General features: G+C 66.3%; 26 protein-coding genes. 7 read left to right on the forward strand and 19 right to left on the reverse strand.

All coding sequences use genetic code 11. The features are described from left to right. The first annotated feature begins 8 nt into the window (after positions 1–8). The 3 genes from mftR to AC4JJG_RS17390 all read left to right on the forward strand — a co-directional run bounded on the left by mftR (position 9) and on the right by AC4JJG_RS17390 (position 2,177). Entirely contained in the window at positions 9–656 is a 648-nt protein-coding gene (mftR, locus tag AC4JJG_RS17380; RefSeq protein WP_495401720.1) for a mycofactocin system transcriptional regulator MftR, read from the forward strand. 72 nt (positions 657–728) lie between these two features. Then, positions 729–1,784: a 2Fe-2S iron-sulfur cluster-binding protein gene (locus AC4JJG_RS17385; protein WP_495401721.1), complete on the forward strand. Its 1,056-nt coding sequence runs from the start codon at positions 729–731 to the stop codon at positions 1,782–1,784. A 12-nt stretch (positions 1,785–1,796) separates the two neighbouring features. Further along, positions 1,797–2,177 carry a DoxX family protein gene (locus tag AC4JJG_RS17390; RefSeq protein WP_495401722.1) on the forward strand — a complete coding sequence of 127 codons (381 nt, stop codon included), beginning with the start codon at positions 1,797–1,799 and terminating at the stop codon, positions 2,175–2,177. Positions 2,178–2,289: 112 nt separating this feature from the next. Here AC4JJG_RS17390 and AC4JJG_RS17395 read toward each other — a convergent pair whose 3' ends face one another. The 10 genes from AC4JJG_RS17395 to AC4JJG_RS17440 all read right to left on the reverse strand — a co-directional run bounded on the left by AC4JJG_RS17395 (position 2,290) and on the right by AC4JJG_RS17440 (position 10,535). Continuing rightward, the gene (locus tag AC4JJG_RS17395; protein WP_495401723.1) at positions 2,290–3,018 is read right to left on the reverse strand and encodes a DNA alkylation repair protein; all 729 of its coding nucleotides are present in this window, start codon (positions 3,016–3,018) and stop codon (positions 2,290–2,292) included. 7 nt (positions 3,019–3,025) lie between these two features. Next, a complete protein-coding gene (locus tag AC4JJG_RS17400) occupies positions 3,026–4,240 on the reverse strand; it encodes an NAD(P)/FAD-dependent oxidoreductase (protein WP_495401724.1) in 1,215 nt (404 codons plus the stop codon). A 33-nt stretch (positions 4,241–4,273) separates the two neighbouring features. After that, complete coding sequence (locus AC4JJG_RS17405; RefSeq protein ID WP_495405796.1) at positions 4,274–4,804, reverse strand: hypothetical protein; 531 nt, start codon at positions 4,802–4,804, stop codon at positions 4,274–4,276. Continuing rightward, the gene (locus AC4JJG_RS17410) at positions 4,801–5,406 is read right to left on the reverse strand and encodes a hypothetical protein (protein WP_495401726.1); all 606 of its coding nucleotides are present in this window, start codon (positions 5,404–5,406) and stop codon (positions 4,801–4,803) included. The genes AC4JJG_RS17405 and AC4JJG_RS17410 overlap by 4 nt, the downstream gene beginning before the upstream one ends. Further along, positions 5,403–5,918 carry a hypothetical protein gene (locus tag AC4JJG_RS17415; protein WP_495401727.1) on the reverse strand — a complete coding sequence of 172 codons (516 nt, stop codon included), beginning with the start codon at positions 5,916–5,918 and terminating at the stop codon, positions 5,403–5,405. Before AC4JJG_RS17415 ends, AC4JJG_RS17410 begins: the two co-directional genes overlap by 4 nt. Continuing rightward, positions 5,915–6,505 carry an Rv1363c family protein gene (locus AC4JJG_RS17420; protein WP_495401728.1) on the reverse strand — a complete coding sequence of 197 codons (591 nt, stop codon included), beginning with the start codon at positions 6,503–6,505 and terminating at the stop codon, positions 5,915–5,917. The genes AC4JJG_RS17415 and AC4JJG_RS17420 overlap by 4 nt, the downstream gene beginning before the upstream one ends. A gap of 9 nt (positions 6,506–6,514) precedes the next feature. Further along, entirely contained in the window at positions 6,515–7,375 is an 861-nt protein-coding gene (locus AC4JJG_RS17425) for an SDR family oxidoreductase (protein WP_495401729.1), read from the reverse strand. 87 nt (positions 7,376–7,462) lie between these two features. Further along, positions 7,463–8,089 carry a TetR/AcrR family transcriptional regulator gene (locus tag AC4JJG_RS17430; protein ID WP_495401730.1) on the reverse strand — a complete coding sequence of 209 codons (627 nt, stop codon included), beginning with the start codon at positions 8,087–8,089 and terminating at the stop codon, positions 7,463–7,465. Further along, the gene (locus AC4JJG_RS17435; RefSeq protein WP_495401731.1) at positions 8,086–9,423 is read right to left on the reverse strand and encodes a cytochrome P450; all 1,338 of its coding nucleotides are present in this window, start codon (positions 9,421–9,423) and stop codon (positions 8,086–8,088) included. Before AC4JJG_RS17435 ends, AC4JJG_RS17430 begins: the two co-directional genes overlap by 4 nt. Positions 9,424–9,605: 182 nt before the next feature. After that, the gene (locus AC4JJG_RS17440) at positions 9,606–10,535 is read right to left on the reverse strand and encodes an oxygenase MpaB family protein (RefSeq protein ID WP_495401732.1); all 930 of its coding nucleotides are present in this window, start codon (positions 10,533–10,535) and stop codon (positions 9,606–9,608) included. Positions 10,536–10,595: 60 nt separating this feature from the next. Here AC4JJG_RS17440 and AC4JJG_RS17445 point away from each other — a divergent pair, with 60 nt between their 5' ends. Next, positions 10,596–11,579: an o-succinylbenzoate synthase gene (locus tag AC4JJG_RS17445; RefSeq protein ID WP_495401733.1), complete on the forward strand. Its 984-nt coding sequence runs from the start codon at positions 10,596–10,598 to the stop codon at positions 11,577–11,579. 317 nt (positions 11,580–11,896) lie between these two features. Then, the gene (locus tag AC4JJG_RS17450) at positions 11,897–13,411 is read left to right on the forward strand and encodes an HNH endonuclease signature motif containing protein (protein ID WP_495401734.1); all 1,515 of its coding nucleotides are present in this window, start codon (positions 11,897–11,899) and stop codon (positions 13,409–13,411) included. On the opposite strand, the gene AC4JJG_RS17455 is transcribed toward AC4JJG_RS17450, so the two are convergent. The 6 genes from AC4JJG_RS17455 to AC4JJG_RS17480 all read right to left on the reverse strand — a co-directional run bounded on the left by AC4JJG_RS17455 (position 13,323) and on the right by AC4JJG_RS17480 (position 19,811). After that, positions 13,323–14,093 (reverse strand): alpha/beta fold hydrolase, encoded by a 771-nt coding sequence (locus AC4JJG_RS17455; RefSeq protein ID WP_495401735.1) that lies wholly within the window; start codon positions 14,091–14,093, stop codon positions 13,323–13,325. The genes AC4JJG_RS17450 and AC4JJG_RS17455 overlap by 89 nt on opposite strands. A 136-nt stretch (positions 14,094–14,229) precedes the next feature. Next, complete coding sequence (tuf, locus tag AC4JJG_RS17460; protein WP_495401736.1) at positions 14,230–15,420, reverse strand: elongation factor Tu; 1,191 nt, start codon at positions 15,418–15,420, stop codon at positions 14,230–14,232. Between the two features lie 108 nt (positions 15,421–15,528). Beyond that, positions 15,529–17,634 carry an elongation factor G gene (gene fusA / locus AC4JJG_RS17465; RefSeq protein WP_495401737.1) on the reverse strand — a complete coding sequence of 702 codons (2,106 nt, stop codon included), beginning with the start codon at positions 17,632–17,634 and terminating at the stop codon, positions 15,529–15,531. Positions 17,635–17,750: 116 nt separating this feature from the next. Next, positions 17,751–18,221, reverse strand: coding sequence for a 30S ribosomal protein S7 (gene rpsG, locus AC4JJG_RS17470; RefSeq protein ID WP_495401738.1), 471 nt, complete (start codon positions 18,219–18,221; stop codon positions 17,751–17,753). A gap of 5 nt (positions 18,222–18,226) precedes the next feature. Next, a complete protein-coding gene (gene rpsL / locus AC4JJG_RS17475; RefSeq protein ID WP_495401739.1) occupies positions 18,227–18,595 on the reverse strand; it encodes a 30S ribosomal protein S12 in 369 nt (122 codons plus the stop codon). A gap of 457 nt (positions 18,596–19,052) precedes the next feature. After that, positions 19,053–19,811, reverse strand: coding sequence for a hypothetical protein (locus AC4JJG_RS17480; protein WP_495401740.1), 759 nt, complete (start codon positions 19,809–19,811; stop codon positions 19,053–19,055). Between the two features lie 60 nt (positions 19,812–19,871). On the opposite strand from AC4JJG_RS17480, the gene AC4JJG_RS17485 reads away from it, so the two are divergent. Then, positions 19,872–20,486, forward strand: a complete 615-nt coding sequence (locus AC4JJG_RS17485; RefSeq protein WP_495401741.1) for a Pr6Pr family membrane protein — start codon at positions 19,872–19,874, stop codon at positions 20,484–20,486. 31 nt (positions 20,487–20,517) lie between these two features. Continuing rightward, complete coding sequence (locus AC4JJG_RS17490) at positions 20,518–21,087, forward strand: hypothetical protein (RefSeq protein ID WP_495401742.1); 570 nt, start codon at positions 20,518–20,520, stop codon at positions 21,085–21,087. A gap of 90 nt (positions 21,088–21,177) precedes the next feature. Here AC4JJG_RS17490 and AC4JJG_RS17495 read toward each other — a convergent pair whose 3' ends face one another. From AC4JJG_RS17495 to AC4JJG_RS17505, 3 genes are all read right to left on the reverse strand, one after another. Then, positions 21,178–21,807, reverse strand: coding sequence for a DUF8020 domain-containing protein (locus AC4JJG_RS17495; protein ID WP_495401743.1), 630 nt, complete (start codon positions 21,805–21,807; stop codon positions 21,178–21,180). Positions 21,808–21,956: 149 nt separating this feature from the next. After that, the gene (locus AC4JJG_RS17500; RefSeq protein ID WP_495401744.1) at positions 21,957–22,556 is read right to left on the reverse strand and encodes a hypothetical protein; all 600 of its coding nucleotides are present in this window, start codon (positions 22,554–22,556) and stop codon (positions 21,957–21,959) included. Further along, a complete protein-coding gene (locus AC4JJG_RS17505; RefSeq protein ID WP_495401745.1) occupies positions 22,549–23,439 on the reverse strand; it encodes an exodeoxyribonuclease III in 891 nt (296 codons plus the stop codon). The genes AC4JJG_RS17500 and AC4JJG_RS17505 overlap by 8 nt, the downstream gene beginning before the upstream one ends. Positions 23,440–23,476: the final 37 nt, after the last annotated feature.

A 23,476-nucleotide genomic window follows, 5' to 3' on the forward strand; every position in this document is an offset into this window, starting at 1 on the left:
GGGGACCAATGTCCGAACAGCAGATCCACACTGCTCCCGATCGCCCACGCCGCGTGGCGGGCCGGCGTCCGGCCACCTCCCGATCGCAGATCAGCGCGATCGCCATCGAGTTGTTCACCGCACGCGGCTTCGACGAGACGAGCGTGGACGACGTCGCCGACGCCGTCGGCATCGCCCGCCGCACCCTCTTCCGGTACTACCCGTCGAAGAACGCCATACCGTGGGGAGATTTCGACACCCACCTCGACGACATGCGCGCTCTGCTGGCCGGTATCCCCGACGACCTGCCGATCGGCGATGCACTACGGCGCGCGCTGGTGTCCTTCAATACCGTCGGAGCTGCCGAGATGGCGGCGCATCGCCGGCGCATGGCCCTGCTGCTCGGTGTGCCCGCACTGCAGGCACATTCGATGCTCATGTACGCCGATTGGCGTCATGTGATCGCCGAGTTCGCCGCGCACCGGCTGGGTCTGCCGGAGAATCACCATCTTCCGCAGACCATCGCCTGGCTGTGCCTGGGCACCGCCCTCGCCGCCTACGAGCAGTGGCTCGACGATCCCGACCGGGACCTCGAGACCCTGATCGTCGCCGGGAGCCGTACCCTGGCGCAGGGCGTGGACGCGTTGTCGCACCCCGGCGACGATGCGTTATCCTGAACTAGAACGCGTTCTAGTTCTACTTGATGTGTGCAGGTCCGGCCGGTCCGGATGCCGATGAGAGGTGAGTCGATGACGGAATTGACGCCGCATGGTTCGCGCAGCGTGATCCTGACGGTTGCCGAGGTCATCGACGAGACGGCCGACGCCAAGTCCGTGGTCTTCGAGGTTCCGGAGTCACATCGCGCGGCATTCACCGAGTACAAGCCCGGCCAGTTCCTCACCCTGCGCATCCCCAGCGACCAGACCGGTTCGGTGGCCCGCTGCTACTCGCTGGCCTCCGCGCCCGGCACCGACGATCTGCCCAAGGTCACCGTGAAGCGCACGGCGGACGGATACGGCTCGAACTGGGTGTGCGACAACCTCGCCGCGGGTACGCAGGTCGAGGTGCTGCCGCCGTCCGGGGTGTTCACCCCCAAGGAACTCGACACCGAACTGTTGCTGATCGCCGCGGGCAGCGGTGTGACACCGGTGATGTCGATCCTCAAGTCCGCGTTGGCCACCGGCACACGCCGGGTCACCTTCTTCTACGCCAACCGCGGCGTCGACGACATCATCTTCCGCGACGAGCTGCGTGAGCTGCAGCTCGCGCACCCGGACCGGCTGACCCTGATCCACTGGCTGGAGACGCTGCAGGGACTGCCCGGCGAGAACACCCTGGCCACCGCGTTCCGCCCCTACCGGGGACACACCGCCTACCTGTGCGGGCCCGGCCCGTTCATGGACGCGGTGCACAAAGGCCTTGCCGCCGCGGGCTTCCCGCACGACCATGTGCACACCGAAGTCTACAACTCGCTCTCCGGCGATCCGTTCGTCGACGTCGAACTCGAGGAGGTCAGCGAGAGCGAGGAGGCCGAGGCCGCCACGGTCGAGGTCGAGCTCGACGGTGAGACCCACACGCTGAAATGGCCGCGGAAGCGCTCGCTGATCGATGTGATGCTGGCCGCCGGGCTCGACGCGCCGTATTCCTGCCAGGAGGGCGAATGCGGTTCATGCGCAGCGACTCTCACCAAGGGTACGGTGGAGATGGACAACTCCGGCGCACTGGATCCGGACGACATCGCCGACGGTTACATCCTCGGCTGCCAGTCGCATCCGACGTCGGACAAGCTGCACATCGAGTTCTAGGAGACCCACGCGATGCACCTGCCCACCTCCCGCGACGACCGACTCGCGATCGGGCTGGCCGCATTGCTGTTGTCCGCGGGGACCCTGCACTTCGTCGCACCGAAGCCGTTCGACTCGATCGTGCCCGAGGCCGTGCCCGGCTCACCGCGCACCGCGACCTACCTGTCCGGTGTGGCCGAACTGGGCATCGGCGCAGCACTTCTCGCGCCCCGCACCCGGAGGCCTGCGGGGGCTGCCGCGGCGGCCCTGTTCGTCGCCGTCTTCCCGGCGAACGTCACCATGGCCTATCGCTGGCGCAACAAACCCGCACGGCTGCAGGCCATCACACTGGCCCGTCTCCCACTGCAGATCCCGCTCGTGTGGGCCGCTGTCCGGGTGTGGCGCAAGCGCTGAGCAGCGTGGTCCCGATACACATCGGGCTCGCTCCGCTCGCACGTTGCTACTCGACCAGCGACCTCATCCGCTGATCGAGTAGGCCGAGGCGCCGGCCGAGGCCGTATCGAGATCAGCGCAGCGAACGGTAGTGTGCCCGTTCGTCCTTCGTGAGGTGTTCGGTCGCGTAGCTCAGAGTGGTACGGCCCATCGCCGCCGCATGTACCTCCAGCGTGTCGCGGAGCACCTGCCGGTCGACCCGTTTGCCCATCTCGCGCAGCATCCAGCCGAGTGCCTTCTGAATCAGGTCGCGGCGGTCGTCGACAACGATGGGCAGCACCGCCAGGATCGGATCGGCATCACCGCGACGGACGAAGGCATGTGTCGCGACGATCCCGACCCGGCGATGCCAGAGCTCGGTATCCGTGGCGAGTTCGGTCAACGGCGTGTGATCGCCTCGGCCGCACAGCCATTCACCGAGAATGGTGGCCGCCGATGCGTCCACGAGATCCCAGTTGTTGACATGACCGTCATCGATCGCGGTGCGGTACTGCCGTACCCAGATCTCCTGAGCGGCGGCATCGGCCCGCGCGAATTCACCTGAGAGCAGCAGCAGACCGGTGAGCCGGTGTTCATGGACCTCGGACTCGAGCAGTGCATCGATGGCCGACGCGGAGATCCCACGGAAGCGCGTGGCGACGGCCCGCTGCTGCGGGACGGTCACGCCGATGAAGCGATCGCCTTCGCCGTACTCCCCCGGCCCGGTCTTGAAGAACCGGGCCGAGCTCAGCGCACGATCGGGGTCGGCGAGCTCGTCGAGTGCCACGACGACCCGAGCGGCATCGGACACGTCGCCCGTCATCGCACCGCTATCCGAGAAGCTCGGAAACCGGTGTCGGAGTGAGGAGTTTCGCGCGGGTCTTCATCACCGCGCCGACCTTCCCGGCTCCGACGGTGCCCGTGAGGATGCCGTCCCGGCTGTAGTACGCGAGGAACTTGTGGCCGTCGTCGTCGACCACATGCACGTCATCGGTGGCACGGGGCCGCCCGAGCACCTGGATTTTCAGATCGTATTGGTCGCTCCAGAAGTAGGGTGCGGTCGCCGGGATCATGGCATCGCTCGCCGCGATCCGGTGGGCGACCTCGGTGGCCTGTTCGACCGTGTGTGTCCAGTGCTCGACGCGCTGGGTGCCGCCGTCCTCGGTTTGCCAGTTGGCCACGTCACCGAGCGCGTAGACGTCCGGCACGGACGTGGCACCACGTGTGTCGCAGGCGATTCCGCCGCCCGACTCGCGCGGTGCGAGTTCGATTCCGGAGCCGTCGAGGTAGTCGACCACGGGGCTCGAACCGATGCCGACGATCACCAGGTCGGCGTCGATCTCGGTGCCGTCGGTGAGACGTACACCCCGCACCGCGCCGTCGGCGGTGAGGATCTCGTCGACCCCGACACCGGTGCGCACCTCGACGCCGTGCGCGCGATGCAGACGGGTCACCAACGCGCCGATGGTCTCGCCGAGCGCCACCGACAAGGGGGTGGGGGCGGGTTCGACGATCGTCACGTCGAGCCCGCGCTGATTGAGGCTCGACGCCACCTCACAGCCGATGAATCCCGCACCGATCACCACGGCCCGCGAGGCGCCGTCGAGTTCGGCGCGCAGCGCCTCCGCGTCCTCGATGGTCCGCAGTGCGTGCACACCCGCGACATCGTCAGTACCGGGCAGCATCCGGGGTGTGAGTCCCGTTGCGAGAACCAGTGACTCGTATGCCACGGTCTCGGTACGCGCGGGTTCGTCGACCCATTCGACGGTCACCGTGTGTGCGGCGGGATCGATGGCCGTCACGCGTTGCCCGGCGCGCAGGGTGATCGATGCCTCGCCGAAGTACTCGGCGGGTTTCAGGTCGACTCGATCGTCCTTGCCGAGGAGAACCGACTTGGACAGCGGCGGCCGGTCGTACGGCGGATGCGATTCGGCGCCGATCAGTGTGATCGGCCCGGTGTAATCGTTGGCGCGCAACGACTCCGCGACCCGGATACCGCCCAGCCCCGCTCCCACCACCACAACGCCGGCATTCGTCTCACTCATGAGTTCTTCGTTCCTCGTCTCGAGATCCCGCGGTCAGCGGGTCGCGTCACCGACCACGTCGAGTCCGGCCAGTCGCCACATCCCATCGACCTTACGCATAGTGGCCCAACGGGCGATAGTGGTACGACCGTCGGAATCCCCGCTGTTCGCGAGTCCCGGTATGCGGAGGGTCTGGTCGGCGAAGACCAGGACCTGGGCCTGATCGGTGGCGTAGGAATCCAGGCCGACTCCCACGATCTGTACCGACATCGACGCACCTGTCGCCTCCGCCGTCGGCAGCACCACGTCGGCACCCTCGCTGCGGTACCGGAGCAGCAGGTCGCCGGTGAGACGTCCGGCGATGTCGTCCCGGTCTGCGACGTCGATGTCCGGACCGAAGGTCATCACGGCGCTGACGGCATCCTCGGTGGCCGCGAGAACAGCGTGGCGCGCCGACTCATCGGGTACCGGCCGATCACGGTGGGCTCCGGCGAATCCCAGGATCGCAACCACACCCGCGATCACCGCGACGATCAGCGCGAGCACCGACAGTCGGCGCTGCCGGCGAGTCAGGGACGCCATCATGCGAGCACCGCCCGTTCGACGCGCCAACCCTGTTCGACACGCGCCATTGTCACGTCCACGGTCACCCGCCGGTCGGCGGCATCACCGCCGATGAGTCCGGGGTTGGTGGCCTCCGCGACGACCAGCACGCGTGCCCTTGCTCCTTGCCGATCGTCGGGAGGGTCGTCGACGAGGCCCGCCGCGAGCACCTGTCCGGTGCCCCGCGGGCCACGAGCGATCTCCGCCGCGAGCGCTGCACGCGCGGCGGCGAGTCGGTCGTGCTGGGCACCGGTGGTCACACCGAGAACGGTGCTCACATAGTCGTCGGCGCGGGCCGGATCGGCGGTCAGCATGGTGGTGATCGCCCCGCGCGCCGCGTCCAGCACCGCAGCGTCGGTGTCCGCTTTCGTCTCGGCCCCGCTCGCGCGCAGGCCTGCCACGGTCGCGACGACCACGAGTGCCGCGACACCGACGACGGCGGCGATGAGTGCATACCGCATGATCCGGCTGCGACGGCGTGCGCGGGCGCGCAGCGGTTCGGCCGCCTCTATCCGTGCGGCGCGGGCGGCGCGGGTCGTCTCGTGGACCTGCTTCCGCGCGGCGGCGAGATCAGGGCCGGTCACGCCACCACCTCCAGGCGGGTGAGTTTCCACCGGTCGTCGACGAGTCCGAAACGTGCGGTGACCGAACGCTTCTCGGTCACCGGAGCCCCTGACATCGGTGTCGTGACGACGGTGGCCCGGACCAGGGTGTCGACGTGTCCGGTGTCGGCGCCTGCCACCGCGACGACATCGGGCGTCCATGTCACCGCGCGCAGCGTGGCATCCGGCGGCCGGCTGAGCAATGTGGCGTTCCGGGAGGCGAATTCGCCGCCGACCAGATCACGAGCGCGCGCACGATCCGTCTGCCAGGACTCGCGATCGACGGAAAATACCTGCGCGACAATCCGTCCCGCCATCGACCGGACCTCCTCGCGGTCCTCGTCGATCGCCCGGCGCTCGTCGGCGGCCCGCCACCACACGACACCACAGGTCGCCAGGATCGCGACGACCGCCACGGCGATCGATGCCGCGACGATCGCCGTGCGAACCGGAATGATCGGGGCGCGCAGACCCCGGGGTGCGGGATTTCTCATGGCAGGTACTGCACCGCCGCGAGTTTCAGCTGCCCGTCCTCGGGGGTGACCAGGACACGCAACCGGAAGTTCCGGTATCCGACGTCCGGTGACGAGGCGGCGGATTCCCCGGCGGCGCGCCGGAATTCGACACTGGCCGCGACGAGCACGGCCGCCGATTCCCCGGACCGGGCCGACACTCCTGCGCCATCGACGGTTCCGCGGGCGATCGTGCCCTGTGAACGGACGAATGTCGTGTAGGCGTCGGCGGATTGGGCGAACTCGTCGTGGAATCCGCCGGTCGCTCCGGCCAGGATGCGCCGCACACGGTCCGGGTTCCGGTAGTCGGGACTGAGCAGCAGTGACACGTGCGCCACGGCGGCGGTGCGGAATTCCTCGTCGGAAGGGTCGTCGGCGGCGCGTTCCCAGCGCACGATACCGATGACGGCGACGATCAGCAGGATCGTCGCGGCGAGGGGCAGCAGCAGCCACACCCGGTTCGGACGCCGCTCCCCCGCGGCGATCTCCGCCACGAGCAGGTCGTCGGTGGCGGCTCGCTGCCGTTTCCTCGCCGCACGATCCGCGGCGATCCGTGGATCGGTGGCCATCCGCCTATCCTAGGAACCGATGCGCTTGTTGTACTCCGCCCGCTGTTGTTTGTCGTAGTTCAGGAACATGGTGTCCAGCTTCGACCACCGCTGCGTCGCACGCTTGAAGCGCTTGGAGAGCATCGGGTTGGCATCCACCCAGCCCAGCGACCGCGGCGCGGCAACACGCACCCGCGGTTCGACGATCACCTTCACCACCTGCTCGGCGATGGCGGACGGTTCGACGATCGTGATCAGTCCGGTCGTCCGGATGCCCTCGATCAGCCCGGTGTTGGCGAACGACGGCATCACCGTGCTGACGCGTACGCCCGCGCTCTCAAGTTCGGCGTCCGCGGCCTCGGAGAATTCGATAACGCCTGCCTTGGCGCCGTTGTAGACCGCCAGACCGGGTGTCGGCAGGCGTCCGGCCACCGACGCGATGTTGACGATCTGCCCGCGGCCCCGCGGCACCATCCGCCGGGCCGCCAGTCGCGTACCGGCCATGACACCGAACAGGTCGATCTCAAGGGTCCGCCGGATCAGTGACTCGTCCATGTCGAGCAGCGATCCGGTCGGCATGATGCCCGCGTTGTTGATCAGCACATCGATGGGACCGAGCGCGGATTCCACACTGTCGAGGAAGGCGTCGATGGACGCCGGATCGGTCACGTCGACGACGAAACCGTCGATGCCGAGGTCGGCGGCCGCCTTGCCCACCGCATCGCCGTCGATGTCGCCGAGAGCGACCGACGCCCCGGCCTCGAAAAGCTGCGTGGCGGTTTCGAATCCGATGCCTCGTGCCGCGCCGGTGATCGCCACGACCTTGCCGCGCAGCGCTGCACGGATCTCGTCGGGGCCCTGTTTGCGGGACAGTCGGTCACGAAGCGGCATCGGCTGCTCCTCCTCGGTCGGTGCACGTCGGCGTCGCGACGTGCGAATCGAATACTGCTGGTACGGAACGACGATCCGGCAGGCGGATCACCAGATCATCGGGGCGAGAAACGTCGCGGCCAGTTCCCGGACCGCCTGTGGTTGCTGGCGCTCCTCGGTCGTCGGCACCTCGAGGAAGGAGATCACCAGCCGGACATGGAGTTCCACCGCCCGAAGCAGGTCGTCGTCGGGCATCTCGGCTCCGGCCTGCCGCAGCGTGCTCGCAACGCGAGCGGTCACCACATCGATGAAGAGTGTGGTCACCGTGGAGGTGATGTCGCGGATCTCGTGATCGGTGAGGACCAGCCGACGGATTAGCGGATCCTCGTTGACCATCGCCGCACCCTCGGTGAATGCCTCCACCAGGGCGTCGCGGGGGCCGAGTCCCTCGACCCGCTTCTCCAGTCGGGTCATGCCCTGCTCGTAAACCTCGCTGGCGACCGCCACCAGCAGCGCCTCCTTGTTGGGGAAGCGCCGGTACAGGGTGCTGCGACTGACCCCGGCCTGGGCGGCCACCACGTCCATATTCGCGCGACGCACCCCCACCTCGGTGAACTCACCGATGGCGGCGTTGATGATCGCCGATTCCTGATCCTCGGGGCTTGCGGTGTTCCGGATCTTGCGCGACGACTTGGCGTCGTCGACCGCGGTGCCGTTCGATGCGCCCGGGGTCATCGCCGACGTACCGTGACCGGCAGCTTGTCCTTGGGGACCGGGAGTGCGCTGTAATCCATCTTCATCTCGTAGTCGGCGGGCACCGACCACTCGTAGCCACGCAGAAGGTGGTGCATGATCGTCTTGATCTCCATCTGGCCAAAATACAGCCCGATGCACTTGTGCACTCCGCCACCGAAGGGCGTCCAGGCCGCGCGATGCCCCTTGTCCTCCGCACGTTCCGGCGAAAAGCGTTCCGGATCAAAGAAACTGGGGTTGGTGTAGTACGCGGGATCGCGATGGTTGGTGAGCTGGGGCACACTCACGACACTCCCCTTCGGGATGTAGTAGCCCTGGATCGACGTGTCCTTGACCGCCATCCGCGGCTGCGCGGGGACCGGTGGGCACATCCGGAGCGATTCCTTCATGACCAGATCGATGACGTCCATCGACCCCAGGTCGTCGTAGGTGAGCTCGGCGGGCATGCTCAACGACTGCTCGCGCGCCTTCTCCTGCCACTCAGGCGATTTCGCCATGCGGTACGCCATCTGCGTCATCGTGATGGTGGAGGTGTCGTGGGCAGCCATCAGCACGAAGATCATGTGGTTGACGACGTCCTCGTCGGTGAAGGTCTCCCCTTCGTCACCCTCGACATGGCAGAGCACCGAGAACAGGTCGGGGGTCTGCTTCGCCCGCTTCGCCGCGATGTTGGCGTAGAAGAATTCCTCGAGCACCTTGCGCGAGCGCAGACCCTTCCACCAGCGCCCGCCCGGAACGGGCTTGCGCACGTAGGCCACGCCGGCACGAACGGTCTCGATGAAGGCCTTGTTGAGTTTGTCCGCCTCACGCTTGGGCAGTTCGAGCCCCAGGAACACCTCGAGGGCGACGTCGAGGGTGAGTTCCTTGAACTCACTGAACAGCTTGACGTCTCCGGTCGGGAAACGGCTCATCCGGTCGGCGATCATCGGCTGCATCTCCGCCATGTAGCCCTTGAGGACCTTGGGCGTGAAGGCCTGCTGGAGGATGTGCCGGTGGTGACGATGCTCGTCGAAGTCGAGCAGCATGACACCGCGGTTGAAGAACGGTCCGATGAAGTAACTCCACGCCGGTCCGTTGGCAAATGCCTTGTCGCGGTTCATCAGGATCTCGTCGGCGGCGGGTGCACCCGCCGCGGTCACCAGATTCAGGCCGAACACGTTGAGTCCGGAGATCTTGCCGAATTCGGCCTGCTTGCGTTCCGAGTACGCGAACGGGTCGCGACGCATCGACATCATCTCGAGGATGCCGTTGCGCTCGTTGAACGGCACTTCGAGCAATCCGCTGTCGACCGGGGCCTTGGCAAACACCGCTGTCATCGCCATCTCCTCATTTCCGACTCGCCGCCGACCACCCCCGTGGGCGCTCGGAACCGCCGACCGCGCGAACCTGAGACACCTTGTGACGCCGGTCTCACGGCCACCTCTATTGGAACAGATAGAGCGATGTGTATCTAGTCCCCCATGGCGCGCGTTCACCCTCGCGGGTCCACGCGACGGGGTCAGGCGGCCGGAGTGTTGTGCAGCGGCCGCGGATCGATGCCGATCTCCCGCCACGCCTCATAGGCCCAGGGCACGTACAGCCACGAGAGGGGCAGTCGGTTGACGAACGGGTTGATCGCACGCATGAACCGGGCGAAACGCTGAAAACGCTTCTCCTGCCGATCGGTCCATTCCAGTCCGCAGACCTCACGCATCTGCCGGGGCAGGGTGCCGATCACGATGGTGCGCACCGCGGCGTTCAACGGAACCGACAGCACCGCCCACACCGGACGGGGAATCTTCTTCGGGCGCGGAAATCCCTGACGCAGATATCCGGTCGCGTACACCACCGTCTTGTGGGGTACGAAACGGTCGAGCATGTCGTCCCAGTAGGCGACGAACTCCTCGTACGTCTGCGGTTCGGCACGCGAACTCACACCGTAGAGCTGATACCAGACCTTGCTCTCCTCGAAGATCTGAACCTTCTCGGCGTAGCTGAGCCGACGGATGAACGTATCGGTGATGTACAGGACCTGATCCACGAAAGTGGCGTGCGCCCAATAGAACAGCTCCGGATTGAGAGCGTGATAGCGCGATCCGTCGGAGATGGTTCCCTTGATGTCGCGATGGAAGTCCCGGACCGTCCGCCCCCAACGGTGCGGATCGGTGCTGTAGACCGTACGCATGACGGGCGGTCCGGTACGTCGTGCCCGACCGAGGAAATCGTCGAAGATCACCGAATGATCGAGGACGGCCTGGCCGAGCTGCTCGATGCAGTTCTCGGTACCCGCGAGTCGCTGGAAGCCCAGCACACCCCGGCTGTCCCCGAAGAACTTCCAGATCAGCGAGTCCGCGCCGAGCCGCGGCATGGGCAGGTCGTCATCGCGATCCTCGACGACGACCGGCTCGGCCTCGCGGATCGCGCGATCGAAGTCCTGATTGACTGACATGACGACAGAGCCTAGCCGACCATGAGACGAAGTGGAATATTTGTTCCAACGATTGGAGATGTGACATTGCCCGCATCGCCCTCCGCCGACGACCTCCTCGCCACCGCGGTCGCCGTCCGACTCCCCATGCGCACCCGTTTTCGTGGACTGATGGCGCGCGAGACGATGATCTTCCGCGGCCCGGCGGGCTGGGGTGAGTTCGGCGCCTTTCCCGAATACGGCGACGACGAGGCCGCGTCCTGGCTGGCGGCAGGCATCGAGGCCGCGTGGCTGGGCCCGCCGTCACCGGTTCGCGAGGCCGTCGAGGTGAACGCCACCGTTCCGGCGGTGCCCGCGGGCCAGGTCGCGGAGATCCTGGCGCGGTATCCGGGCGCACGGACCGCCAAGGTCAAGGTCGCCGAACGCGGACAGAGTCTCGACGACGACGTGACCCGCGTCGCCGCGGCCCGCGAGGTCGTCGAGCGGGTACGAATCGACGCCAACGGCGGCTGGACCGTCGACGAGGCGATCGTCGCGATCCGTGCGATCGGAGAGGTCGAGTACGCCGAACAGCCATGCGCCACCGTCGACGAGCTCGCCGCAGTCCGCCGGGCGGTGGCCGTACCGATCGCGGCCGACGAGTCGATCCGCCGCGCCGACGATCCGTTCCGGGTGCTCGCCGCCGATGCCGCCGACATCGCCATCGTGAAGGTCGCCCCACTCGGTGGCATGCGAGCAACCCTTCGACTCGCGGCGACCATCGGACTGCCGGTGGCCGTCTCCTCCGCCCTCGATTCCGCCGTCGGCATGGCCGCGGGCGTCGCGGCCGCGGCCGCACTCCCCTCGCTCGACCACGCCTGCGGCCTCGGCACCGGAACCATGTTCACCGCCGACGTAGCACCGCCGTTTCTCCCCGACGACGGTACGGTCCGGCCGCGTTGGTATGCGGCGGAAGACATTTCGGCCATTCCCGACGACATCCGCGCACCCGCGGACCGGCAGAAATGGTGGCGAGACCGTCTCGTCCGCTGCCACGGGCTCGCCGACGTCCCCGCGATCGAGTAGCGCCGCGGTATCCCAACGCCGGCCATGTGAGCGCCGCGGCATCCCAACGCTGGTCGAGTAGCGGCGTCTCCCAACGCCGGTCGAGCAGCGTCGCGGTATCCCAACGCCGGCCACGTGAGCGCCGCGGCATCCCAACGCTGGTCGAGTAGCGGCGCGCGAGCGCAGCGAGCCCGACGCATATCGAGACCACCCGCGCGGCCCCATGCTCGCTCGGGCCACAACAGGTATGGCCATAATCTGAGCCAGCGCTTGACACTCGAACATCAGTTCGATATCGTTAGTTTATTCGCAGGTCGTGGCATCGGGGGGTGGACCATATGACCGCATCAGTTGAACTGTCGCCAGGGTTGGTGGCCAAGTACGAGCAGTTGGAGATGTTGCTCGACGAGATCATCGTCGAATCCTCACAATCATGTTCGGAAGCCGAGCTTGTGGGCCTCGCTGAGACGCATGAACGGTTGTATCGGCGCATGGCCTTCGCGGGGCATCGGCGGGTGATGGATGTGTCCGATCGTGACGCCCACCGATCGGCGGGCTGCCGTTCGGTGCAGGACTTCATGGTCACCCGACTGCGCATCACCGATTTTCGACGTCGCATGGATGCGATGAGCGCACTGATGCCCACCTACACCTTGCAGGGCGAGGTGAAAGATCCCGAATGCCCGGACACCGCAGCCGCTTTGGCCGAAGGTGCCATCAACCCCGATCATGTCGGCGCGGTATTGGACGTGATGAAGAAACTGCCGGCGGCGGTGTCCGTTGAGGACCGGCAAGCTGCGGAATCAGCGCTTGCTGAATATGCGCGAGAGTTGACACCCAAGAGCATCCGACAGGTCGGGGCACGCATTCTCGCGCATCTCGATCCGGACGGCTCTTTGAGTGATGAGCGGGATCGGAAACGTCGGCGCCGGTTGTCGGTGCTCGATCCGGACTCGCAGCAGATGTCGAAGATCTTTGGCTATCTGGACCCCGAGACCCGAGCGATGCTCGATGTGGTGATGGCCGCCTGGGCCGCACCGGGCATGAACAATCCCGACGACGACCAATCGCCGGTCGGGCATGTCGATGAAGCCGACCCGGAGCGGGTGAAGGAAGCCGCACAACGGGATTCACGCGGTGCAGCCGAACGCCAGCACGACGCCTTCAAGGCGCTACTGCGGTGTGCTCTCGATGGCGGCATCCTTGGCAAGAGTCATCGCGGCCTGCCGCCGCACCTGATCATCAAGATCACCGAATCCGAACTCCGCGAACGCGCCGGACTCGGCCACACCACCACCGGCGCCGACCTACCGATCGGTGATGTCATCAAGCTGGCCGCCGACGCCCAGATGTATCTCGCGGTCTTCGCCGACCACACCAACGAACCGCTATATCTGGGGCGAGCCAAACGATTGGCGAATCAGGCCCAGAGGTTCATGAGTTTCGTCCAGTACGGCGGGTGTTCGGTACCGGGTTGTCCGCGACCGTTCTCGCACACCGAAATGCATCACGCCGAACAGGATTGGACCGACGGCGGCACCACCGATGCCAACGCCATGGCTCCGGCATGCCCGCCACACAACCGACTCGTCGGCCCCAAATCGGGACAACTGTCGACCATCAAGATCCGTACCGGACCCGACCGCGGACGCTACGGCTGGATACGCAACACCACCGACGGAGTCCCACCCGACAAGCCGCGGACCAACCACATCCACCTCGTCGACGAACTCCTCGAACGGCCGGCGCAACCCGCGGAGGCAGTCACGCGATGTCGATCGACAAGAAGTCCCCGACGGCACGGAGGAACTGTGGCCGGCGGTCTCGGTGCACGCTATGTCCGGCATCGATGACGGCGAAACTCCCGTCGGACATGGTCTCCGCGACAGTCCGCAGATGCCGGGGCGGAAGGAAGCTGCGCGCACCTCCGGAGATCACGAGCGTCGGCATGACTGCCGCCGACAGTCCGTCCCACCACGCGGGATCAGCGGTCTCGAACTCGGCACCGATATCGGCACCGAGGCGACGATCGAAGCGGATGAGCGGCAACGGGTTTGCGACAGCCGCACCGATACCCCGCAATCGCTCCCCCAGCGACGAACCCACGGTGATCTTCTCGTCGAGATCCGCCTGGTTCCGCGGCATCGGTGGCAGTTCTTCGAGAACCAGCCGATGCACACGATCCGGTTCGGCCATCGCCAGACGTACCGCGGCCTGCGCCCCCAGCGAATGACCGACGACATCGACCGACCCGACGGACAACTCGTCGAGCACGAACCGCAGATCATCACGAAAGTCGTTGAGCCGGTACGCCGACGACCGGCCGCTACGTCCGTGACCACGCAGATCGGGTGCGATCACCGTACGTCCGCCGGCGCGGATCGCCGCCGCCGTGGGCCGCCACGTCCGATGATCACCGCCCATACCGTGGACCAGCACCACCGGACGACCGGCATTTGCCCGCGGATCGTGGCCGGTCACCCGGACGGCCACGTCCAATTCGCCGTCCGGCGTCCGTCGTCGAAGTACACGCATACATTCCAGCCTAGGCATGGCCCGCACCCGATGACAGGACGGGCCATCCCGGCCGACGGTTGGCGGCAACACCCCCGGACAACGAAAGGCGCCCAACCACTTTCGTGGTTGGGCGCCTTATGCGCTGGTACCTAGATCACTTGACGATCTTGGTGACGCGGCCGGCACCGACGGTGCGGCCACCCTCGCGGATCGCGAAGCGCAGGCCCTCGTCCATGGCGACCGGCTGGATGAGCACGACGCTCATCTCGGTGTTGTCGCCCGGCATGACCATCTCGGTGCCCTCGGGGAGGGTAACGACGCCGGTCACGTCCGTGGTACGGAAGTAGAACTGCGGACGGTAGTTGTTGAAGAACGGGGTGTGACGGCCGCCCTCGTCCTTGGACAGGATGTATGCCTGGCCCTCGAACTCGGTGTGCGGGGTCGTGGTGCCCGGCTTCACGATGACCTGACCGCGCTCGACGTCCTCACGCTTGAGGCCGCGCAGCAGCAGACCGGCGTTGTCGCCCGCCTGTGCCGAATCGAGCAGCTTGTGGAACATCTCGATACCGGTGACGGTGGTCTTGGTGGACTTGTCGCGGATGCCGACGATCTCGACTTCCTCGTTCACGTTGACCTCGCCGCGCTCCACACGACCGGTGACCACGGTGCCGCGGCCGGTGATGGTGAAGACGTCCTCGACGGGCATCAGGAACGGCTTGTCGGTCTCGCGGACCGGATCCGGGATCGACTCGTCGACAGCAGCCATGAGCTCCTCGATCGACTTGGCCCACTCCGCGTCACCCTCGAGTGCCTTGAGAGCCGAGACCTTGACGACCGGTGCTTCCTCGTCGAAGTCCTGGGCGGCCAGCAGCTCGCGGACCTCCATCTCGACGAGCTCGATGATCTCGTCGTCGTCCACCATGTCGGCCTTGTTCAGCGCGACGAGGATGTACGGAACACCCACCTGGCGGGCCAGCAGCACGTGCTCGCGGGTCTGCGGCATCGGGCCGTCGGTAGCGGCGACCACGAGGATCGCGCCATCCATCTGGGCTGCACCGGTGATCATGTTCTTGATGTAGTCGGCGTGACCCGGGGCGTCGACGTGAGCGTAGTGACGCTTGTCGGTCTCGTACTCAACATGCGAGATGTTGATCGTGATACCGCGGGCCTTCTCCTCAGGCGCCTTGTCGATCTGATCGAAGGCCGAGGCCTCGTTCAGATCCGGGTACTTGTCGTGCAGCACCTTGGTGATAGCCGCGGTCAGCGTGGTCTTGCCGTGGTCGACGTGACCGATGGTGCCGATGTTCACGTGCGGCTTGGTCCGCTCGAACTTCGCCTTCGCCACTTGATTGTCCTCCTGGACTGTTGTTGCTCTGCCGGGTGGATCCCGACAGCGTCTTTCGGTTATTTACGTTGTTGCGCCGCAGCGCATTCCGCCGAGGCGGACCGGTGATTACTCGCCGGTCGCCTTGGCGATGATCTCCTTCGACACGTTCGCCGGAACCTCGGCGTACGAGTCGAACACCATGGAGTAGTTTGCCCGGCCCTGGGTCTTCGACCGAAGGTCTCCGATGTAGCCGAACATCTCCGACAGCGGTACCTGCGCCTTGACGACACGCGCACCGCTGCGCTCCTCCATGGCCTGGATCTGGCCACGGCGGGAGTTCAGGTCGCCGATCACGTCGCCCATGTAATCCTCGGGCGTGGTGACCTCGACAGCCATGATCGGCTCGAGGATCACCGGACCGGCCATCTTGGCCGCTTCCTTCAGAGCCTGCGAACCGGCGATCTTGAAGGCCATTTCCGACGAGTCGACGTCGTGATACTGACCGTCGAGCAGCGTGACCTTCAGGTTGACCAGCGGGTAGCCGGCGAGCACGCCGTACTGCATCGCATCCTGCGCACCGGCATCCACGGACGGGATGTACTCGCGCGGGACACGACCACCGGTGACGGCGTTGTCGAACTCGTAGGTCGCGCCGTCCTCGGCGTCGACCAGCGGCTCCAGCTTGATGATGACCTTCGCGAACTGGCCCGAGCCACCCGTCTGCTTCTTGTGGGTGAACTCGTGCTTGTCGACGGTCTTGCGGATCGTCTCGCGGTAGGCCACCTGCGGCTTGCCGACGTTCGCCTCAACCTTGAACTCACGCTTCATGCGATCGACCAGGATGTCGAGGTGGAGCTCGCCCATACCGCCGATGACGGTCTGGCCGGTCTCCTCGTCGAGCTGCACCGAGAAGGTCGGATCCTCTTCGGCGAGCTTCTGGATCGCGGTGCCCAGCTTCTCCTGGTCCGACTTGGTCTTCGGCTCGATGGAGACGTTGATGACCGGATCCGGGAACGTCATCGACTCGAGGACGATGGGGTTCTGCGGATCGGACAGGGTGTCACCGGTCGTGGTGTCCTTGAGGCCGATCATCGCGTAGATGTGGCCGGCCACCGCGTCGTCGACCGGGTTCTCCTTGTTGGCATGCATCTGGAAGAGCTTGCCGATGCGCTCCTTCTTGCCCTTGGTGGCATTCAGGACCTGGGTGCCCGGATCGACCTTGCCCGAGTACACGCGGACGAAGGTCAGCTTGCCGAAGAACGGGTGAGCGGCGATCTTGAACGCCAGCGCCGAGAACGGCTCGTCCTTGCTCGGCTTACGGGTGAGGACTTCCTCCTCGTTGCCCGGGACGTGACCCTCGATCTCGCCGATGTCCAGCGGGTTCGGCAGGTAGTCGATGACGGCGTCGAGCATGGGCTGAACGCCCTTGTTCTTGAACGCCGAGCCACACAGCACGGGGTAGATCTCGGAGTTGATCGTCATCTTGCGGATGGCGCCCTTGATCTCCTCGACCGTCAGCTCCTCACCGGAGAAGTACTTCTCCATGAGGGCCTCGTCGGACTCCGCGACGGTCTCGAGCAGCTTCTCGCGGTACTCGGCGGCCTTGTCGGCGAGGTCGGCGGGGATCTCCTCGATGGTCGGCTCGGCGCCGATCTCGACGGTTCCGCGCCAGGTGATGGCCTTCATCTCGATCAGGTCGACGACGCCGTCGAAGGCATCCTCGGCACCGATCGGGAGCTGCATGACGAGCGGCTTGGCTCCGAGACGATCGATGATCGTCTGCACGGTGAAGTAGAAGTCCGCGCCCATCTTGTCCATCTTGTTGACGAAGCAGATGCGGGGGACGTCGTACTTGGTGGCCTGGCGCCAGACCTGCTCGGACTGGGGCTCGACGCCTTCCTTGCCGTCGAAGACGGCGACCGCGCCGTCGAGCACGCGCAGGGCGCGCTCGACCTCGACGGTGAAGTCGACGTGGCCGGGGGTGTCGATGACGTTGATCTGGTTGTTGTTCCAGAAGCAGGTCACGGCGGCGGAGGTAATGGTGATACCCCGCTCCTTCTCCTGCTCCATCCAGTCGGTGGTCGACGCACCGTCGTGGGTTTCACCGATCTTGTAGTTCACACCGGTGTAGTAGAGGATGCGCTCGGTGGTGGTGGTCTTGCCGGCATCGATGTGGGCCATGATGCCGATGTTGCGGACCTTCGTGAGGTCGTTCAGCACTTCCTGTGCCACTTATTCGCCTCGCATTTTCGCTAGAGGTTGGAATGGAGTTCTGTCGCCGACCGTCCACCCGAGGGCAAAAGGCCGATGATCGCGGGCCGGACCGGCCGGCCCGCGATCGACGTTTGTCACCAGCGGTAGTGCGCGAACGCCCGGTTGGCCTCGGCCATCTTGTGGGTGTCCTCGCGACGCTTCACCGAGGCGCCGAGACCGTTGCTCGCGTCCAGCAGCTCGTTGGCCAGACGCTCGACCATGGTCTTCTCACGGCGCTGACGGCTGAAGGTCACCAGCCAGCGCAGTGCCAGCGTGTTGGCACGGTTCGGCTTGACCTCGATCGGCACCTGGTAGGTGGCACCGCCGACGCGGCGGCTCTTGACCTCGAGGGTCGGCTTGACGTTGTCGAGCGCGCGCTTGAGGGTGACGACCGGATCGGTGCCGGTCTTCTCGCGAGCCTGCTCGAGAGCCTGGTACACGATGCGCTCGGCGGTCGACTTCTTGCCGTCCAGCAGGATCTTGTTCACCAGCTGGGTGACCAGCGTGGAACCGTAGACCGGGTCCTGGACGAGGGGGCGCTTGGGTGCGGGTCCTTTACGTGGCATCTCGATCAGCCCTTCTTCGCGCCGTAGCGGCTACGTGCCTGCTTGCGGTCCTTGACACCCTGGGTGTCCAGCGAGCCGCGGATGACCTTGTAACGCACACCGGGGAGGTCCTTCACACGACCACCGCGGACGAGCACCATCGAGTGCTCCTGCAGGTTGTGACCCTCACCCGGGATGTAAGCGGTGACCTCGACGGCGCTGGTCAGGCGCACACGGGCGACCTTGCGCAGCGCGGAGTTCGGCTTCTTCGGGGTGGTGGTGTAGACGCGCGTGCACACACCGCGACGCTGCGGGCTCCCCTTGAGGGCCGCGGTCTTGGTCTTCGCAGGCTTGTCGTGACGGCCCTTGCGGACCAGCTGATTGATTGTTGGCACAGATGTTCTTTCTTGTCGGCAGGTGTCCCCGCGTCGTGCGGCGACGTTCATGCAGTTTGTCGTTGTCGCGGTTTGTGCTCCGGGCAAACCCGGCGACCTCGGAAAATGTCCGTTGTCGAGAGTCTCCGCAACTCGCCCCACCAGCACGGAAATGCTGGTCAGTACAGTTATCGCTACCCCGAGGTCGGGCGTGTCAAACGCTCGACTGCGGTCTCGCTGTCAATCCGGTTCCCCAATGCAGGGCATGCGGACTGGCCCAACGTGAGCCGGGCACCGGCGAACCACTCTACCGACCGAGTTTGCACAGGTCAAAATCCGGATTCCGCACATCGACGGCGGTGGTCGGCTCGGTGAACAGAGGGTGATCTCGCGGTGTTCTCAACACCGTTCGCGCGGCGGACATTCCACGATCGGACCGCAGATTTCGCAGGTCCGGTCACGTTGCCGGCCAGGTCGTTCAGACAGTCCGATGATCGGCCGAATCCCGCGCTACGGCATGCTCTTCGGCGACGTCGCCGCGCGCGAACCGACGGTCGATGAGCGTCGCCGCCTGCTCCAGATTCGGCTCGGCATCCGCCGGCCCGTGAGGGGCGGCATGTGCGGCGATTCCGTACACGTCCTCGCCGAGCTCCCCGCGCGCCTGAAGCGCGACGGCCTCCCCCAGGAACGCTGGCAACGACCGACCGTCCGCGAGCTGGGCCGCGTGCGCGAGTTCGTGGACGAACAGTTGCCCGGGCGCCGGGTAACCACCGGAGGTGTACCGGGACGGGTCGTCGTAGGCGTCACCGAGGTTGAGATAGGTGCGGCCGTCGACGCCGGGAAAGGTGAAGGCCCGTCCACGGGGTCCGGCGAGATCCGTCAGCACGACGCGGTCGATCCAGTCCTGCTCACCGAAGGCCCGCTCCGCCAGGGCCCGTTCCCGCGCGTTCAGCGCACGATGCCGGGATCCGAGACTTCCACCGAGAGTGGCGACACCTCCGGACACCACGGTCGCCAACGCGGATATGCGGCCTGCCCAGAGGGACAGGAGACCGATGTGACCACCGACGATGACGCCGATGGTTGCTCCGGGCCCGAGTGGCCGCGGCGTCGAGCCCAGCACTCGACGTGCCGCGGAGATCAGCGTGCCCAGCGCCATGCCGTAGCCGAGGCCGACGACCGGAAGGAGACGTGTGGGCAACGGGCCGGGAGCGCTGATCGGTCGTGCGGGTGTCATGGTGGTGCCTCGATCTCGTTTCGCCCGTGGGTGCGGCCGCATCGTGGTTGGATCGTCGATGTGACCGCGAATTGGTGGATTCGCCTGCTCCGCGCGGTCTTCGCCGCGCTCGGCATCTCCGCGCTCCTGGTTCAGGCGGAGACCGGCCTGGACAATCCCGGCTTCACCCTCACCAACTATTTCAGTTACTTCACCGTTCTCAGCAACGTCCTCGCGGTGGTGGTGCTGCTGATCGGTGCGATCGTCGCCCCGACGGCTCCGGCGTGGGAATGGCTACGCGGCGCGGCGACGACCTGCATGGTGATCACCGGAATCGTATATGCACTGTTGCTGCAGAACATCGACGTCAACCTGAGCGTCGAGTGGATCAACAACGTCATGCACCGGATCATCCCGCTGGCCGTCCTCGCCGACTGGCTGCTCGTGCGGGCCCGCCTGCTACCGGAACGCAGCTGGCTCACCTGGCTCGCGTTCCCCCTCGCGTACGGCGTCTACACGCTGATCCGAGGACCTGTCGTCGACTGGTACCCGTACCCGTTCATCGACCCCAGGGAGCAGGGCTATCTCTCGATGAGCATCTCCCTCGTCGTGGTCTTCGCGGGGATGGCCCTGATGGCACGCGGTATCGCGTGGCTGGGCACGCGAGGCGATCGACCCGTGCACGAATTGCGCTGACACATACCGGGGTTGCTGGTAGACGTGGACCATGAACGGTCCCGCGACAGTGATGATCATCCGCCACGGCGAGAAGCCTGCCGACGAGCCACAGAAGCCGCCGCCCCACGGCGTGGACATCGAGGGCCGTCACTGCAAACATTCCCTGCTGCCGCGCGGCTGGCAGCGTGCCGGAGCGCTGGCGACGATCTTCGGCGCCGGCGCCGAGAAGCCGCTGACGACCCCGGAACACGTCTTCGCCCCGGATTACGGTTCGGAGACCCCCATCCATCGGACGACGGTCACGGTCGCACCGCTGGCCCACAAACTGTCTCTCGCCGTCCGCACGCCGGTCCCCAAGGGCGAGGAGGAGCAACTCGTCGTCGATCATCTGATGCCGGCGGACGGCAACGTCATCGTGTGCTGGGAGCACCACCACATCCCCCAACTGGCGCAGGAGTTCGCGAAAGCCGTTGGTGTACCGAGTGATTCGTTGCCCGCCAACGCGCGTTTCTGGCCCGAGGACGACTACTGGTCGGTGATCGTGTTCACCAGGAACGGCGACGGCTATGACGTCACGGTGACCAGCGAGGACGCACTCGTGGGCGATCCGGCGCGCTGATCGCGGCACGGCGATGATGCGTCGTGAAACGTGATCGGGCCGCACCCGATGCGTACGCATCCGATACGGCCCGATCCGGCTACTCGCCTGCTACGGGGTGTTCCACCACTTGACCACCGACGGCCAGGCCTTCGGATTCGAGGTCTGGTAGCCGAGGTAGGCGCCGATGCCCGCACCGATGCCTGCGCCGACAAAGCCGAACACGAGGAATCCGATCAGTCCGCCGACGAGAGTGGACAGCGGGGTGTTGCCCTTCCAGCCCGCGTTCAGTTCCTTCCACATCATGTCGTAACGCTGCGCCTTGGTGATGCGCTTGGCGCGCGGCTTCGCCTGCTGCTTCTTCGCCGCATCGTGTGCTGCGGCATCGAGAACATGACGGTACCGGGGGCTGACCACGGGCGCGAAGGTCGCGGTCCGCTTGTCGGCGCTGACCGAATGGCGCAGCGGCACACGGAATCCGTCGATGGTGCCCGACAGCGGCATCGCGTCGACCACACGGCCCCGCCCGTCGACGACCTGTAGTTCGGTGCCCGCGGCGTTCGGACGGAAGATGCCGTCCCGCAGGGTCGCGATGACGTTCTGGTGATCGGCCGAGAACGCCGCCATCAGATGGGGTGCCGCGGCGCGCGCCGGGCTCGCGTCGGCCGTGGCGAACGGGACCACGAGTGCGCCCGCGGTGAGCATCGCCACGGCGGCGAGGATGCGCTGAAAGTGTTTCATGACCGTCTTCCGGTTCAGAGGACCTCTCAACTGATGTTGAGAATTGGCTGAACCTTAACGGCGACGTCCGACAAAACCGGCAGCCGACGGGCCGTATGCGTCGCGTGTCACCCGCGATTCGTCCATTCGGATGATCAGGGTCCCGCGGGTCAGTGCGCCAGGACGACCTTCAGTACGACGACACCCGCCGCGAGCGCCGCGACGATCAGGCCGCCCACCAGCACCTTCATTCCGCCCGGATTGCCGCGAATGCGTTCGGCGACAAGGGGTATCGACGCGATGCGGAGCGCCACGACCGCTCCGGCGGCAAGGTGCGCGACGGTCGGCGACAACCAGCCGAACCACCCCATCACCAGGATCAGGGTGGGACCCGTCGCCGACGATGCGATCGGCAACGCGTCGCGCATCTCCTCGAGTATCGACTCCCGGATGTTCGTCTCCGTCGAATCATGCGACTGATGCGCCTCGGGAACCGTTGTGTGCGCGATGATCTCGGCGAAGACGTGAGCGATGTAGGTGGTGAGGCCGGTCCCCGCGACGATCAGCGCGGCCCGCCCGGTTTCGATGGAGTGGGCGGTGAGCACCACGACAGCCGCCAGCACCAGGATGTTGCCGTACACGAAGGCCGAGAGCCGCGACGCCGCACTGCGCGCCGGCAGCGGACCGCCCCGACGTTCGGTGAACACCGTGCGCCACGCCGACCAGCGATAGCGGAGCGGCCGCTTCCGCGAGACCCCGCGTTCAGTCATCGGCATCCGTCGACTGGGGCAACCGCACCTTCGATGCGCCACGCCTGGCCGGATTCGACGGCGGCGGCACCACCGGACCGATGTCGCCGTCCGGGGCCTCGTCGAGATCGACGATGACCGGCGCATGGTCGCTGGGTTTGGTGCCCTTGCGGGCTTGCCGGTCGATCCAGGCGGCGGCGACGCGTTCCGCGATCGGTCCGCCGGCGAGGATCAGGTCGATCCGCATACCGAGGTCCTTGTGGAACATGCCCGCGCGGTAGTCCCAGTAGCTGAAGACCCGGTCGTCCGGCCAGCGGTCGCGGACGACGTCGCGGAGGCCGAGCGCCTCGAGGTCGGCGAGGGCCTGCCGTTCCGGTGCCGTGACATGGGTGTGCCCCACGTACGCGGCCGGATCGAAGACGTCGGAGTCGGTCGGCGCGATGTTCATGTCTCCGCAGAGCATCGTGGACGCGGCATCGTCGGCGACCGAATCTCGGAGGCGCGCAAGCCAATCGAGTTTGTAAGGGTAATGGTCGGAATCCGGGGAGCGCCCGTTGGGCACGTACAGCGAATGGACGCGTACGCCTCCGCAGACGGCAGAGACCGCCCGCGCCTCCACCGGGCCGTCCGGGTCCGGGTAGCCGGGCACACCGTCGAATCCGCTGCGCACATCCTCGAGGCCGACCTTCGACAGCAGCGCCACGCCGTTCCACTGCCCCTGCCCGACGTGGGCGAAGGCGTATCCGCGGGCCTCGAGTTCGGGCCCGAGTTCATCGGCGAAGGCATCGTCGGACAGCTTCGTCTCCTGCAGGCAGACCACGTCCGGTGCACGCTCGTCGAGCCACGGCAGCAGCCGCGGAATCCGCTGTTTGACCGAGTTCACATTCCACGTCGCGACGCGCATGCGTCCACTGTAGGGTGCCGACCGACGACCGCGGCGA

The organism is Gordonia sp. B8661-1, from assembly GCF_059427765.1.